The sequence below is a fragment of the Gordonia sp. 11cp genome (assembly GCF_057767225.1).
Map to the genome: position 1 here is coordinate 2358349 of NZ_CM173437.1, position 14282 is coordinate 2372630.

Below are 14282 nucleotides of genomic sequence, written 5' to 3' on the forward strand. Positions count from 1 at the left end.
GCCCGTTCTCTTCCCTTTTCGGTGTTCGCTTTCCGGGCGGCGTCGGCCACCGATGTCGCAGCGTCGTCGAGGTTCACCGGACATCTGCCGATCCGTCGATCGAGGAGCGCCCATGGATTCGGTCATCAGAGAACTGTTGCCGCGGGCGGTGGTGAACCGACGATGCTGGACCTGATCCCGGAGAATCAGCGACGCACCGTCGACGAACTCGACGACCGGCTCGATCTGTCCAGCGGAGACGTACGGGCCAAACAGTCTGCCTTCTGGCTCATGCTGTTCCTGTCGAGTGTCATCGCGGCCGCCGGAGTCGCCTCGGACTCGACCGCGACGGTGATCGGCGCGATGATCGTCGCTCCGCTGGCCACCCCGATCCTGGGCGTCGGCCTCGGACTGGTCACGGGTCGTGGGCGGCTCGCGCTGACAAGCCTTCTGTATGTGGGCGCGGGGATGGTGATGGTGATCGTCATCGGCATCGTTGTCGCTCAAATCTTGCCGAATCCATCCACGGTGCTGGCGAACTCGCAGGTGGTCGGGCGGACGTCGCCGACCCTGATGGATCTTCTCGCTGCTCTGGCCACCGGCTTGGTCGGTTCGATCGCGGTGACCCGCCGTGATCTGGGCGATGTGCTACCCGGTGTGGCCATCGCGATCTCACTCGTGCCGCCGCTGGCGGTCACCGGGGTGTGCTTCGGCTCGGGTGCCCCGTCACTCGCGATCGGCGCGTTCATCCTGTTCGCCTCCAACATGATCGCGATGATCATCACCTGCACGGTCGTGCTGGTGTTCGCCAGGTATCACGACGTGGCGGACGTGGGGCGTCGTCGACGACGGCGAGCGTATGTGGTGCTCTCGGCCGCGTTCGTCCTCGTCACCGTGCCGATGGTCCTCAACTCCCTGTCGGCGGTGTGGGTCCGGCAGGTCCACGACGCCACGGAGCAGTGGCTCGCGGACACCCCGGGCGCCGAGGTGTCCGGGGTGACTTGGCACGGAGGCACGGCGACCATCTCCGTGCTCGGTCCCGAGAAGCTGCCGCCTCTTACCGATCTCGAAGAATCCGTGCACGATCTGCTGCCCTGGGAGTCCGACATCGTGGTCATCCACGACGTCGGTGAGCGACTGGACGGCTAGGACGGCCTCTGATCCTCCGACCGGACGCCCAGTCGCCACAACGGATTGACCGGGCCGTGGCCGGCGCCCAGCGGATAGGCGGCCGCCAGGCAGCGGGTCACCCAACTCTTGGCGAAGGCGACCGACTCGGGGACCGGAAGACCGTGTGCGAGTGCGCACGCGATCGCCGCGGCCAGGGTGTCGCCGGCGCCGTGGTCGTGTGGGGTGTCGATGCGCTCATGGCTGAGCTCGATGAACTCCCCGCCGTCGTAGAGCAGATCCGGCGACTGATCCGACGCGCGCAGGTGCCCGCCCTTCACCAGCGCCCAGCGCGGCCCGAGATCGAGCAGCGCCCGGGCCGCATCGCGCTGGGAAGCCGCGTCGGTGACCTCGATCCCGGTGATCAACCGGACCTCGTCCAGATTCGGTGTCACCACGGTGGCGAGAGGGAACAGGTTGTGACGCAGCGTGTCGAGTGCCGAGTCGGCGAGCAACTGGTTGCCGTGCATGGATGCGCACACCGGGTCGACCACCAGCGGGACGGATGAGTCCCGACCGATGCCGCTCCGGCCGCACTGCTCGACGATGGCCTCGATGATCGGCGCCGACGCGAGCATCCCGGTCTTCGCCGCGGCGACTCCGATGTCACCGACCACGGAGTCGATCTGCGCCGCCACGGTCTGTGGGGTGATCTCCTCGAATCCGGTGACGCCCAGCGAGTTCTGAACCGTCACCGCGGTCACCGCGACGCACCCGTGCACCCCGAGCAGGGCGAAGGTGCGCATGTCGGCCTGAATCCCCGCACCCCCACCCGAATCCGAACCGGCGATGGTCAGGACCCGAGTCGGAACAGACCCGGGCGGGCCGATCGGGAGCCCGACGAAGGCCTGCTCGTCGACTGTGCGCTGATTTCCGTCGACCGTGCGTTGATTCTCGTCGACTGTGCTTCGTCCTGCGTTGACTGTGTCCATCAGGCACCCCCTGCGGTCTCGAGCGGTAGATACACGCGGCTCCCGGCGTCGGCGAACTCCGCCGACTTCGCCGCCATGCCCTCCGCGATCGTGCGGTCGATGTCCTCGGTGGTCACGAGACCGTGCTCCTCGGCGTAGGCGCGGACATCCGCCGAGATCCGCATCGAGCAGAACTTGGGGCCGCACATGGAACAGAAGTGGGCCGTCTTGGCCGGCTCGGCGGGCAGTGTCTCGTCGTGGAAGGCGCGGGCGGTGTCGGGATCGAGGGCGAGGTTGAACTGGTCGTTCCAGCGGAATTCGAAGCGCGCCTTGCTGAGTGCGTCGTCGCGTTCCTGCGCCCGCGGGTGCCCCTTGGCGAGGTCGGCGGAGTGCGCGGCGATCTTGTATGTGATCACGCCGACCTTGACGTCGTCGCGGTCCGGGAGGCCGAGATGCTCTTTCGGTGTCACGTAGCAGAGCATCGCGGTGCCGGCCTGGGCGATCATCGCCGCACCGATCGCCGAGGTGATGTGGTCGTACGCGGGTGCGATGTCGGTGGCGAGGGGCCCCAGAGTGTAGAACGGCGCCTCCTCGCACAGCTCTTCCTCGAGGCGTACGTTCTCCGCGATCTTGTGCATGGGGACGTGCCCTGGTCCCTCGATCATGACCTGCACGCCATGGGATTTGGCGATCGTGGTCAGCTCGCCGAGGGTGCGGAGCTCGGCGAACTGCGCCTCGTCGTTGGCGTCGGCGATCGATCCCGGGCGTAGGCCGTCGCCGAGCGAGAACGTGATGTCGTAGCGGCGGAAGATCTCGCACAGCTCGTCGAAGTGGGTGTATAGGAACGACTCCCGGTGATGCGCCAGGCACCAGGCGGCCATGATCGAACCACCGCGGGAGACGATTCCGGTCACCCGCTCAGCGGTGAGCGGGACGTGGCGCAGCAGGACTCCGGCATGGACCGTCATGTAGTCGACGCCCTGCTCGGCCTGCTCGATCACGGTGTCGCGGTACAGCTCCCACGTGAGCGAGGCGGGATCGCCGTTGACCTTCTCGAGCGCCTGATAGATGGGTACCGTCCCGACGGGGACGGGCGAGTTGCGAAGGATCCACTCTCGGGTGGTGTGGATGTCGGCGCCGGTCGAGAGGTCCATGATCGTGTCGGCGCCCCAGCGGGTCGCCCACACCATCTTCTCGACCTCGTCGGAAATCGAGCTGCGGACCGCCGAATTGCCGATGTTCGCATTGACTTTCACCGCGAAGCGCTTCCCGATGATCATCGGCTCGGACTCGGGATGACGATGGTTCGCCGGGATCACCGCCCGTCCGATCGCCACCTCGGAACGGACCAGTTCGGCGTCGACGCCCTCCCGGGCGGCGATGAACCGCATCTCGTCGGTGACGATCCCGGCGCGCGCCCAGGCCAGCTGGGTGCTCGCGCCGTCGATCGGCTCGGGCCGGTGCCAGCTGTCGCGGGTGGGTGCGAGGCCCTGCTCGACGTCGATGCGCGCCGACCGGTCGGTGTACGGGCCCGAGGTGTCGTAGACGTCCAGATGCTCGCCGTTGGTGAGGTGGATGCGACGCTGCGGTACACGCAGGTCGTCGACCGAGAGATAGTGCTTGGTGCTGCCCTCGATGGGACCGAGGGTCAGGAACCCGGAGTCGGCGGGTGCGCTGTCGGTGCGCGTGGCGGATACACGTGTGCCCATGGCGGTTCTCCCTACGCCGGCATTACCCGGACAGGTTCGAGCGGTCGGCGACCGCCCGTCGCCATCTCAGCCCTCGGTGATCGTGAGAGCCCCCGCGGTGTGTAGTTGTCGTGCGCCCGTCACCATACCTCGACTCGCCCGGAGCCAGGCCCGGGGCGGGAGTGAACCGTCTCGATCTTCGGCGGCAGCGCCATCGGGGTCGGCAGTTACGGTTCCGTAAGGTAGCGTGTGACCCTGATCACAGATGGTGTCGGTGTCGAGCCGCGGCAGTCGCCCGTCGGTGATCAGATGTCCGCGATCAAGAGGTGAGGAGGGTCGGGTGCTACGTAAGCATCGTCATCGACCACCACAGTCGGCGAAGTCGATCCTGCAACAGATCTCGCAGGTGGTGCACAACCCCGACCGCGACCGATTCGAACTCTGGGTCGCCGGTGACCTGGTCGGCGTGCTCGGCTATTCGACCGAGACGGTCGACGGTCAGACCACGATCACCGTGCTGCACACCGTGCTCTACGACGAGTACAGCGGACACGGCCTCGCCACCCGGCTCACCCGCACCGTCGTGCACCATGCCCGCGAGCAGGGCGCCCGCCTGCGGCCGGTGTGCACGTTCACCAAGCGCTACCTCGACAGCCATCCCGGGATCGTGACGCTCGCCCCGGTGTGATCGAGCGTCGGAGGGCGCGTCGACGCCCTTCGTGGCTCGTCGCTGATATGTAGTGCTGCTTTGTCAAGTTCCATGGCGAGTTGGCCTCCTTGCTAGGGGGCTGTAGTGGGGGTTGGCCACCCGCCGCGGTGTGTGGTGGTCGTTACTCGCGACGGTGTTGTCGGACTGATATACGCGGGTTGGTTACCGCTCAACGGTGTTCGACAGGAGATGAAAACGCTGACCGACGGGTCTATGTAAGCGTGCGTACCGTGCACCCAGAGGTGCTGGCGCACATAGCGACGCCGTGGATTCGTTCCCTGTTCACCACAGCGCAGTCGCGGCGGGTGGCCAAGATTGTGTGTCAGTGCTGGTTAGTCGTCGAGCACCGCCAGCGACCAGCACCAGCCGGCGAGCTCACGAGCGATCGCGGTGTTGGCCACGCAGGGATGTTTGCTGCGGCGGTCGAATTGTTGCCAACGCTTGTGTAGCCGTCGGTTGCCGGCATGGCCACGGGCGCGGGCCGAGGGTGAGGCGGCCTCCCACCGACGGCGCATGGTCTGTCCGGGCGTGCCGTAGGGCCGCCGGTGTTGCCAGGCCGCCTCGACCAGCAACCGCCGCACGTGGGCGTTCCCGGCCTTGGTGATCGATCCCTGACTGCGGGTACCGCCGGTCGAGTATTCCGAGGGCACCAACCCGGCGTAGGGGCCGATCGTGGCGCCACTGAACCTCGACCAGTCGCCGATCTCGACGGTCAGAGCGAACGCGGTCAGCGTCGACACACCCCGCAGACATGACAATCGGGTGACCACAGCCCGCCACGGATCGGTGGCCGCGGTCTGTTCGATCAGCTCATCGAGGCGGTCTCGGCGTGCGGTCACGCTCAACACCGCGTCCAGGTCGTTGTCGAAGGCGGCTTGCAACAGCGGCAGCTCGAAACGTTGACGCTGCAGCCACTGTTGATGAACACCGGTCCAGGGTTTCCCGCCGGAGTAGACGATCCCCTGGCGCAGAAGCAGTTTGGACAATCGATGCCGCGCCCGCATCAGGTCGCTGCGAGCGTCCTCGCGGGCGCGGACCAGATCACGGGCCGCTTCGGTACCCTCCTCGGGCACACCGACCGCGACTACCTCGCCCAGGCGCAGCAACTTCGCCAGGTGCGCAGCGTCTCGGGCATCGGTCTTGACGCGGTCCCCGGCTGGCCGTTGCAGCTTCGAGGGCGCGGCAACCACACACTCCATCCCGGCCGCAGTGATCGCCCGAGCCAATCCGAAACCCGTCGGACCGGCCTCGTAGGCAACCCGCACAGGCGGAGCCAAGCTGTGAAGCCAGCTCACGATGGTCGCCGCATCGGGAACCAACGTCTCCCGAATCACGTTGCCGCTGTCCTCATCGATGGCGTGAGCGACCACCGAACGTGCGTGAACATCCAATCCGACACTTGTACCCTGAACAATCACCGGAGGCCTCCTGATCTGCAATGTGGTGCTACCGCCGAGTGTGAACTCAGCAGTAGCAACCCACGATGTGTTTGCAGCTTGAGGCCTTCGGCCCCAAGGCCCTCATACCGTCTATCCCCCTCGCACCTCAGGGAGCACGAGTCGTTCGTCGCTATCGCTCCTCGCACCTCAGGGAGCAGGAGTCGTTCGTCGGTATCGCTCCTCGCACCTCAGGGAGCAGGAGTCGTTCGTCGTTATCGCGCCTCGCACCTCAGGGAGCGGGCGGGCCGGCGAGCAGTGTCTCGCGAAGTACCTTTTTGTCGATCTTGCCGACCGCGGTGACCGGGAGTGTGGTCACGACGCGGATCACGTCGGGCAGCTTGAACGATGCGAGTCCGCGCCCGGTGAGGAACGTCCGGATGGTGGCGAGTTCGAGCGGCTGGGCCGGCGGGTGCTCGTGTGAGAGCACCACGGCGGCGCAGATCTTCTCGCCGAGCGCGTCGTCGGGAAGGCCGACCACCGCGACCTGCCGGACCGAGTCGTGCGCGAGGAGGTTCTCCTCGACGTCGTCCGCGGCGACGTTCTCGCCGGCGCGCACGATGGTGTCCTTGATGCGCCCGGTCACGGCGACGTGGCCCGACGGCAGTCTCGTGACCTTGTCGCCGGAACGATAGAACCCGTCCGGCGTGAACGACTTCTCGTTGTGCGCCGCGGCGCGGTAGTACCCGCGGATCGTGTACGGCCCCCGCACGAGCAGTTCCCCTTCGACGCCGTCGGGGACGTCGGTGCCGTCTTCGTCGACCACCCGTACCTCGTCGAGTTCCGACATCGGGGAACCCTGCACCTGATGGACCAGGTCGCGCGGTTCGCCGGGACGGGTGTAGCAGATCAGCCCTTCGGCCATGCCGAACACCTGCTGGACGACGTCGCCGAGGGCCTCGTCGAGGGCGACCGCATCGGGCTGGGCCAGTTTGGCGCCACCCACCTGCAGCAGGCGCAGCGAACTTACGTCCGCCGGCTCCCACTCGGTTGCCGCGCACCAGAGTTGCGCCAGGGCGGGAACGAGTGCCGTCACGGTGACTCGGTGCCGTTCGATGAGGTCGAACGTGTTGTCCGGACTGGGGTTGTCGGCGAAGACGACATGGCCCCCGACGCCGAACACGCCGAGGATCCCGGGGCAGCACAAGGGGAAGTTGTGTGCGGCGGGCAGCGCGACGAGGTAGGTGTCGTCGGCGGTGAGGCCGGCGACGTCCGCCGACAGGCGCGCGTTGAGGTCGTAGTCGTCGTGCGTGCGCGCGATGAGCTTCGGCAGGCCGGTGGTACCCCCCGACACCAGGAACAGCGCCGGCAATCCGGGGTCGGGGTCGTCCGGCAGCCCGACGGTGGCGGGGTCGGCGTCGGGAAGCGCCGCGAATCGGCCCGGATCGCCGGAGATGAAGACCTGTCCGACCTCGGGTACCCGCGACTGCAGATCGGCCGCGAGGCCGCGGAAGTCGAATCCACGACGACCGTCCTCGCCGATGTAGGCGACCGCCCCGGCGCCCGCCGCGAGGTGCGCGATCTCGGTGATCCGATGCGCGGGCAGTGTCATCACCGGCACGACGCCGGCCCGTAGCAGGCCGAGCAGCGTCACGGCGAAGTCGAGGGAGTTGTTGAGCTGCAGGACGACCCGTTGGGCCGGCTGCAGACCGGCGTCGACGAAACCGGCGGCGCGGCGGAGGGTGGCGGCGCGGAACTCGGCGTAGGTGAGCGTGCGCGGACCGTCGGTGGAGGCATCGGTCACCGCGGGAACATCGGGGGAGCGCTCGGCGGCGAGGTCGAGGGCCGCGAACAGCGGGCGGTCGAGGAAGACACCCGCATCCCGGTACTTCTGTGCCTGGGCGTCGGCGTAGGGGGTGAAACCGTCGAGCAGATCGGGCACGTGGTCGAGGTGCGTCGGCATGACTTCATTCAAACACAGCCAGGATAGGGTAACCTTACCGGTCGATACGGGACGGCGAACCGGCTCTCGACCCGCGGGGGGTTGTTTGATTAGGCTGCCCTAAGATTCCCTATGATCATCGGTGCTCGAGTGCATCACGACCGGAGGAACGAAGGACATGTCGCTGACAACCGAATCGCACGCCGCGCAGTTCGTCGACCTGCTCGCGCCTGCCTCGCCGCTGAGCGAGTCCGATGCCGCACGGATCACGGCGGCCTGGGCGGGCTCCGGGGAGTTCGGCGACCACGTCGTCTACGAGCGTGACCGGCGCTGGACGTTCGCGGCCGGTGTCCGTGCTCGGGTGGTCGTCACGCGGAGCGAGGTCATCGTCGACGACCAGGGTGATCGGACGACGATGTCCTGGCACGGCGACCCGGCCGACGCGCTCGCCGCCGCCACCGCGTCGCTGTCGATTCCGGACTGGCGCGTCTACGGCTGGGTCGGTTTCGACTTCTGCGCGCCCTACCACGGCATCCTCGACCGTGTCCCCGAGGACACCGTCCTCGCGCACCTCATCGTCCCCGAGTTCGAGGCGACCGTCGATGCCGGCGGAGTCGACACCGGGTCCGTCGACGCCGACCGCGCCCACCGTCTTCTCGAGATAGCCTCGCAGGCAACCGTTTCGGCGGAGTCGCGACCGGTCGATGTCCAGTCCGACCCCGACGACTACCGCGGCCGGGTGGCGACCGCTGTCGCCGAGATCGAAGCCGGCCGGTACCAGAAGGTGATCCTCTCGCGCGCCGTCGACATCCCGTTCGACGTGGACATCCCCGCGACCTACGCCCGCGGCCGTGCCGACAACAACCCCGCCCGCAGCTACCTGCTCTCGCTCGGCGACCTGCAGGCCGCCGGGTTCAGCCCCGAACTCGTCGTCGCGGTGCACGACGACCGGACCGTGGTCACCGAACCACTGGCCGGCACAAGGGCTTTCGGAATCTCGCCCGAGCAGGACGCCGTGGCCCGCGCCGACCTGCTGTCCGATGCCAAGGAGATCGCCGAGCATGCCATGTCGGTGCGGGCCTGCTTCGACGAGATCTCCTCGATCGCCGTTGCCGGCACGACGGTGGTGAGCGAGTTCATGGAGGTCCGCGAACGCGGCAGCGTCCAGCACCTGGCCTCGACCGTGCGCGGGACCCTCCTCGACCACGAAACACCCTGGCGCGCACTCGAGGTCGTGTTCCCGTCGATCACCGCTTCGGGGATTCCCAAGACCCCGGCCGTGGAGGCGATCGACCGTCTGGAGCCCCGTCGTCGTGGTCTCTACTCCGGCGCGATCCTCACCGCGACGTCGACCGGCGAGCTCGAGGCGACCCTCGCGCTGCGCACCATCTTCGCCTCTGGAGACGGTGCGTGGCTGCGTGCCGGTGCCGGGATCGTCGCGCAGTCCACGCCGGAGCGCGAGTTCACCGAGACCTGCGAGAAGCTCGGCAGCGTCGCCCCGTACGTGGTCCCGCGCTGATCACCCGATACTTTCGACCGAACACCCCCATCTCAGGAGTCACCACATGTCCGACCACATCACCGAAGCCCTGCGCGGCATCCTCGAAGAAGACCTCGACCTCGCGCTCGGCGACGTCAGCCGCGACTCCAAGCTGATCGACGACCTGGGGCTGGACTCGGTGGCGTTCGCCATCGGCGTGGTGGCGATCGAGGAACGTCTCGGGGTGAAGCTCTCGGAGCGGGAGCTCTTCGAGTCCAAGACCGTCGGCGATCTCGAGGACCTCATCCGGTCGAAGGCCGGCACCCCGGCCTGAGAGGACGCAGAGCCGACATGAGTGTGGACACGCCAGTGCAGACGTACGCCGAACTGCTCGACGCCGCGTTCGACGACCGGGTGACGTCGTGGACGGCGCAGGCCGAACGGGATCACCGGTTTCCCCGGCCCCTTCTCGAGCATCTCGGCGCCGAAGGTGTCTTCGTCCGGAAGTGGGAGAACCGCAAGTTCACCGACCTGCACGACCACTTCGCGCTCGGTGCCCACCTCGGTGCTCTCGGTTCCGCGGCGATCGGGGTGGGGGTCAGCCTGCACGACTCCGCCATCGCCATCCTCCGCCGCTTCGGCCGCAACGACTACCTCAAAGACCTGGCCCAGCGTGCGCTGACCGCCGAGACCGTGCTGTGTATCGGCGCCTCCGAGGAGCAGGGCGGCTCGGATCTGCAGAACTCCGAGACCCGTATCCATCCGGAGAACGGCGGCTTCCGCGTCGTCGGACACAAGAAGTTCGTGTCGCTCTCCCCGATCGCGGACCACGTCTTCGTGGTCTGCCGTGGCGCCGACGACGGTCCTGATGTCGGCGGCAACGTGGCCCTGGCCGCGGTGCCCATCGAGTCGGTGACGGTCGGCGAGCCGTACCAGAAGCTCGGCGCCGGGCCCCTCGACACCGCTCCGGTCACGATCGACGCCTGGATTCCGGAAGAGGCGCTGATCGCCCGACCGGGAACCGGCCTGGCGATCATCAGCTGGGGACTGGCGCACGAGCGCTACTCGGTGGCCGCCCAGATCGCCGCCGCGTGCGAGGTGATGATCGGCGTGACGCTCGCGCGGATGATGGATCGCACCCAGTTCGGCAAGAAACTCTACGACCACCAGGCGCTGCGCCTGCGCGTCGCCGATCTGCAGGCCAGGGTCGACGTCCTGCGGTACTCGCTCGCCGGTGTCGCGGCCGAGGGCAAGATCAACCTGCGCACCGCCGCGGCTCTGAAGGCGACGGCCGCCAATCTCGGTGAGGAGGTCGCGTCGGAGTGCCTGCACATCTTCGGCGGGATCGGCTACCTCGAGACCGAGACCCCGATCGGTCGGTGGTGGCGGGACATGAAACTGGCCCGCGTCGGCGGCGGCACCGACGAGGTGCTGTGGGAACTCGTCGCCGCGGCGATGAAACCCGACACCGAGCGATACCAGGCCATGTTCGTCGGCTCGGAACTCCTCGGCGCCCGCTCGCCCGCGTCCTGAAGCACTTCGAGACATCCCTCCCACCCAGGCGGTCCCCACATGAACAGCCCAGCCAGTCAGGCACCGGTCGACGCGCGCGTGACCGAACTCGCGCCTCCCGATCACACCTACCTGCACATGGACAAGGCCAGTGCGCCGATGCACTGGTCGATGATCCTGCAGCTCGAGGGGGACGGCGACCTGCTCGGCCTCGACGAGGTGCGGGCGCGCGTGCGAGAGCGGGCCGGGCTGTTCGAGATCTTCCGGCTGGGAATCCGCAACGGCCGCTGGCGCAAGCCCGAGGTGGTCCTCGCGGACGACAGCTGGGACGCAGGCGAACACGTGACCGAGTTCGGGTTCACCGATAGAGCGCACCTGCGACGACGGGTGACGAAGCTCCTGGAGTCGCCCCTGCCGCGCCCGCGCCCGTTCTGGGACATCACGCTGTTCACCCCGTCGGCCGGTGCCGAGGGCGTCGGACAGTGGGTGCTGCTGCGAGTGCACCACAGCGTCTCCGACGGGATAGCGGGAGCGGCGTTCGCCGCGCTTCTCGCCGACGGTGAGCCCGAGGACCTGGCGGAGTTCGAGCGATTCGCCACCAGCCCTCGTTTCCGGATCAGCGGCATCGACCCCGACGAACTCGCCGAGGCGAAGGCCGCCTACGGCGATCAGCATGCAGCGGGTGGCGGCAAGAAGCGGGCGTGGCCAGCGCTGACCAAGTCGGGCACGCGTGAGTACGCACTGCACACCGCGTCGACCCGGACCCTGCGCAAGGCGGCCAAGCGCAACGACGCGACGGTCCACGAGTTCCTGCTCGCCGCCATCGGCCGAGCACTCAGCCTCAACCCGCCGGCGGACTCGCAGGCCGACGTCATCCGCGTGACGCTGCCCGTGACCCTCGACGACGAGTTCCGGCACACCGGCAACGCGGTGTCCGTCGCGCTGCTGAACCTCCTCGGCAACGAGCCCGACCTCGCGCGCCAGATCGAGCGTGCGCGAAGCGAACTCGAGACGATCGCGAAACGCAAGCCGCAGTTGTATCTGGCCGCCGCCGACGATCTGCCGCGCGCCCCGCTGTGGGGTCTGCAGCGCGCGATCGTGAACGCGTCGATGGCACACATGCACCCCGACATCCACATCGGCATCAACCCCGGATTCTCACGGGTCAGATCGGTGCTGGGGAAGTCGATCGTCACCCTGACGCCCTTGTCGCCGCTGGCCGGCTACTCGTTGTCGGTGACCACATTGATCCTCGGACACACCACCACGTTCGGCATCGTCGCCGACGCGCAGGCGCTACCCGGCTACACCGACCGGTTCGTGGCAGCGCTCGACGACGTGCTTCGGGAGGCCCACCCGTCGACCTGACGGGAGGGCGAGCTTAGGCTTGCCTTGTAATCCGGTGTCCGGGGCCTGCAATATACAGGGTGGCCGTCGGCTCGGCGGGGGCGAAGACATACACGGAGAAAGATCAACATGAGCAACGACGTCAACTACCAGGACCCGTCCGGGGTCGATTACCAGTCGGGGGTCGACTACAGCGAGCCGGCCGCGGAGTCCTCGCGCCGATCGGGCGGGGTCAGCATCCCGACCGTGTTGGCGTCGGCAGGCGTCGCCGCCATCATCTCCGCGATCGTGGTCACGATCGGCGTGGTGGGCATCGTCGTGAGTGAGCGTGGTGACTCCACGAGCGCCGCGCAGCCGACCGTCGTCAACCTCGGTGCCGCGCAGACCGCGCTCCCGCAGCAGGGCATCGCGGGTCAGCAACCGGGTGCCGTTCCCGGCCAGCCCGCCCCCGCCGGGGCGCCGGCCGGAGCGCCGGCGGCGGCCCCGACCGAGAACGTGCCCGAGGGCGGCGGCGCGATCGGCGGACCGGTCGGTCCGCCCGGCGAGGGCGCCGCACCCGCACCGGCACCGGGTCAGGCCCCGGCACCGGCGCCGGGCACCACTGTGGCGCCACAGCAGCCCGTCGCCGCCGCGCCGACTGCGCTCACCCCGGGCCAGCTCAACACCAAGGTCCGGATCGTCATGAACGCCAACGGCAGCCGCGCCGCGCGTGCCGCCGAACTCGAAGGCGGCGAGCGTGCGCTTCGCCAGATCGACCTCGTCTCCCGCGCGATCACGACCTACGGCAACGTCGGGCTCAGCTACCAGATGGTCGGACCCGTCCAGGTCAGTGGCACGACCCTGACCGCACCGCTGCAGATCAGCGTGGTCGGCCGCGGTAGCCAGAACCGCTCGATGACCTTCGTGTGGAGCGGCAACAAGTGGAAGCTGTCCAACCGAAGCGTCTGCGCCATCGCGGGATTCGTCCTGCTGCCCTGCTCGCTCTGACAGCACCGTCGAACGACGGTCCGGTCCGCCGGACGACACCGACAACCCAATGGGGGGATCTTCACGTGACTTCACGACTTCGCCTGGGTGCACTCGTCGCGAGTGCGCTCCTGTTCGCGGGCCTGCTGGCCGGTTGCTCGAGCTCGGATGACGAATCCGCCGGCGGCACCGTCCAACTCAACCTGCCGGACGGCCGTCAGGTCACGATCCCGGACACCCCGGAGCGGATCGTCACGCTGGGCGACCAGTGGACCGACGTCGTGCTGTCGTTCGGCGAGACCCCGGTCGGCTACTACGACTACTCGAAGTCGGCGACCGGCGAGATGCAGCCCTGGTACGGCGAGAAACTGGCCGACGCCACGTTCATCGACCCCACCAAGGGTGACGACGCGACCACCATCGCCAAGCTCGATCCGGATCTCATCTTCGCGCCGGGCTTCGCGTCGGACAGCCCGGAGTTCCAGCAGATCTCCAAGCTGGCGCCGACGGTGAACGCCATCAGCGACCAGGAGATCGATCCCTGGCAGGACATGGTCACCGTGATGGGCACGGTGCTGCACGATCCGGACAAGGCGAAGTCGATCATCGACGACACCAACGCCAAGATCGCCGCGGTGACCGAGGAGTACCCGGGCCTGAAGGGCAAGACCTACGCCTTCGCCTTCATGTACGGCCCCGATCAGCTGTCGGTCCTCGGTGACGAGAACGACGGCGCCGCAAAACTGTTCACCTCGCTCGGCATGAAGATGGCACCCAAGCTGGTCGCCGAGTACCGGCGGACCGGCCAGCCGCGTTTCGGACTGAGCACCGAGAACATCCCGATGCTCGACGCCGATGTGCTCGTCGTGGCCACCGCCACGCCCGAGCAGGCGGAGACCCTGAAGTCGCTGCCCGGGTACAAGAACCTGAAGGCGGTCAAGGACAACGCCGTCACCTTCATGACCCAGTCGCAGATCACCGGTCTGAACGCACCGACGCCGAACTCGATCCCGTACGTGCTCGACCTGCTCAAGCCGTCCTTCGCCGCGGCGTCCAGCTGATCCGAGCGGTGTCATCCGAACTCGCCCTCCGCGATATGCGGAGGGCGAGTTCGTTTTCTGGGTCACCGGACCCTTCGTGGCTCGTCGCCATCGCTCCTCGCACCTCAGGGAGCAGAGGGGTGCTCGCGGCTATCGCTCCTCGCA

12 protein-coding genes and 1 riboswitch are annotated in these 14282 nt (G+C 67.9%); of the genes, 8 read left to right on the forward strand and 4 right to left on the reverse strand.

The features are described 5' to 3' along the window. Window positions 1-162: 162 nt before the first annotated feature. Entirely contained in the window at window positions 163-1128 is a 966-nt protein-coding gene (locus AC3B6C_RS10490; RefSeq protein ID WP_488375937.1) for a TIGR00341 family protein, read from the forward strand. Here AC3B6C_RS10490 and thiD read toward each other — a convergent pair. Together thiD and thiC are read right to left on the reverse strand one after the other, a co-directional pair. Next, the gene (gene thiD, locus AC3B6C_RS10495) at window positions 1125-2078 is read right to left on the reverse strand and encodes a bifunctional hydroxymethylpyrimidine kinase/phosphomethylpyrimidine kinase (protein WP_488375939.1); all 954 of its coding nucleotides are present in this window, start codon (window positions 2076-2078) and stop codon (window positions 1125-1127) included. The genes AC3B6C_RS10490 and thiD overlap by 4 nt on opposite strands. Then, on the reverse strand, window positions 2078-3766 hold the full coding sequence (gene thiC, locus AC3B6C_RS10500) for a phosphomethylpyrimidine synthase ThiC (protein ID WP_488375940.1): 1689 nt from the start codon (window positions 3764-3766) through the stop codon (window positions 2078-2080). The genes thiD and thiC overlap by 1 nt, the downstream gene beginning before the upstream one ends. A gap of 7 nt (window positions 3767-3773) precedes the next feature. Continuing rightward, window positions 3774-3863, reverse strand: a riboswitch (TPP riboswitch). Window positions 3864-4085: 222 nt separating this feature from the next. On the opposite strand from thiC, the gene AC3B6C_RS10505 reads away from it, so the two are divergent. Continuing rightward, complete coding sequence (locus AC3B6C_RS10505; RefSeq protein ID WP_010844948.1) at window positions 4086-4433, forward strand: GNAT family N-acetyltransferase; 348 nt, start codon at window positions 4086-4088, stop codon at window positions 4431-4433. Between the two features lie 353 nt (window positions 4434-4786). On the opposite strand, the gene AC3B6C_RS10510 is transcribed toward AC3B6C_RS10505, so the two are convergent. After that, window positions 4787-5872, reverse strand: a complete 1086-nt coding sequence (locus tag AC3B6C_RS10510; RefSeq protein ID WP_488375799.1) for an IS110 family RNA-guided transposase — start codon at window positions 5870-5872, stop codon at window positions 4787-4789. Window positions 5873-6122: 250 nt separating this feature from the next. Next, window positions 6123-7793 (reverse strand): (2,3-dihydroxybenzoyl)adenylate synthase, encoded by a 1671-nt coding sequence (locus AC3B6C_RS10515; RefSeq protein ID WP_488375941.1) that lies wholly within the window; start codon window positions 7791-7793, stop codon window positions 6123-6125. A gap of 157 nt (window positions 7794-7950) precedes the next feature. On the opposite strand from AC3B6C_RS10515, the gene AC3B6C_RS10520 reads away from it, so the two are divergent. The 6 genes from AC3B6C_RS10520 (at window position 7951) to AC3B6C_RS10545 (ending at window position 14138) form a co-directional block, all read left to right on the forward strand. Beyond that, window positions 7951-9291 (forward strand): salicylate synthase, encoded by a 1341-nt coding sequence (locus AC3B6C_RS10520; RefSeq protein ID WP_488375942.1) that lies wholly within the window; start codon window positions 7951-7953, stop codon window positions 9289-9291. A 46-nt stretch (window positions 9292-9337) separates the two neighbouring features. Beyond that, window positions 9338-9586 carry an acyl carrier protein gene (locus AC3B6C_RS10525; protein WP_010844744.1) on the forward strand — a complete coding sequence of 83 codons (249 nt, stop codon included), beginning with the start codon at window positions 9338-9340 and terminating at the stop codon, window positions 9584-9586. Between the two features lie 17 nt (window positions 9587-9603). After that, a complete protein-coding gene (locus AC3B6C_RS10530; protein ID WP_488375944.1) occupies window positions 9604-10785 on the forward strand; it encodes an acyl-CoA dehydrogenase family protein in 1182 nt (393 codons plus the stop codon). Between the two features lie 39 nt (window positions 10786-10824). Continuing rightward, the gene (locus tag AC3B6C_RS10535) at window positions 10825-12132 is read left to right on the forward strand and encodes a wax ester/triacylglycerol synthase domain-containing protein (RefSeq protein ID WP_488375945.1); all 1308 of its coding nucleotides are present in this window, start codon (window positions 10825-10827) and stop codon (window positions 12130-12132) included. 108 nt (window positions 12133-12240) lie between these two features. After that, window positions 12241-13098 carry an MTB12 C-terminal domain-containing protein gene (locus AC3B6C_RS10540; protein WP_014925205.1) on the forward strand — a complete coding sequence of 286 codons (858 nt, stop codon included), beginning with the start codon at window positions 12241-12243 and terminating at the stop codon, window positions 13096-13098. Window positions 13099-13163: 65 nt separating this feature from the next. After that, a complete protein-coding gene (locus AC3B6C_RS10545; RefSeq protein ID WP_014925206.1) occupies window positions 13164-14138 on the forward strand; it encodes an ABC transporter substrate-binding protein in 975 nt (324 codons plus the stop codon). Window positions 14139-14282 lie beyond the last annotated feature (144 nt).

Coding starts and splice junctions, on each gene's coding strand:
- AC3B6C_RS10515 (WP_488375941.1), bottom strand. CDS start 7,793: ATGCCGACGCACCTCGACCACGTGCCCGATCTGCTCGACGGTTTCACC.
- AC3B6C_RS10540 (WP_014925205.1), top strand. CDS start 12,241: ATGAGCAACGACGTCAACTACCAGGACCCGTCCGGGGTCGATTACCAG.
- AC3B6C_RS10525 (WP_010844744.1), top strand. CDS start 9,338: ATGTCCGACCACATCACCGAAGCCCTGCGCGGCATCCTCGAAGAAGAC.
- AC3B6C_RS10490 (WP_488375937.1), top strand. CDS start 163: ATGCTGGACCTGATCCCGGAGAATCAGCGACGCACCGTCGACGAACTC.
- AC3B6C_RS10535 (WP_488375945.1), top strand. CDS start 10,825: ATGAACAGCCCAGCCAGTCAGGCACCGGTCGACGCGCGCGTGACCGAA.
- thiD (WP_488375939.1), bottom strand. CDS start 2,078: ATGGACACAGTCAACGCAGGACGAAGCACAGTCGACGAGAATCAACGC.
- thiC (WP_488375940.1), bottom strand. CDS start 3,766: ATGGGCACACGTGTATCCGCCACGCGCACCGACAGCGCACCCGCCGAC.
- AC3B6C_RS10530 (WP_488375944.1), top strand. CDS start 9,604: ATGAGTGTGGACACGCCAGTGCAGACGTACGCCGAACTGCTCGACGCC.
- AC3B6C_RS10520 (WP_488375942.1), top strand. CDS start 7,951: ATGTCGCTGACAACCGAATCGCACGCCGCGCAGTTCGTCGACCTGCTC.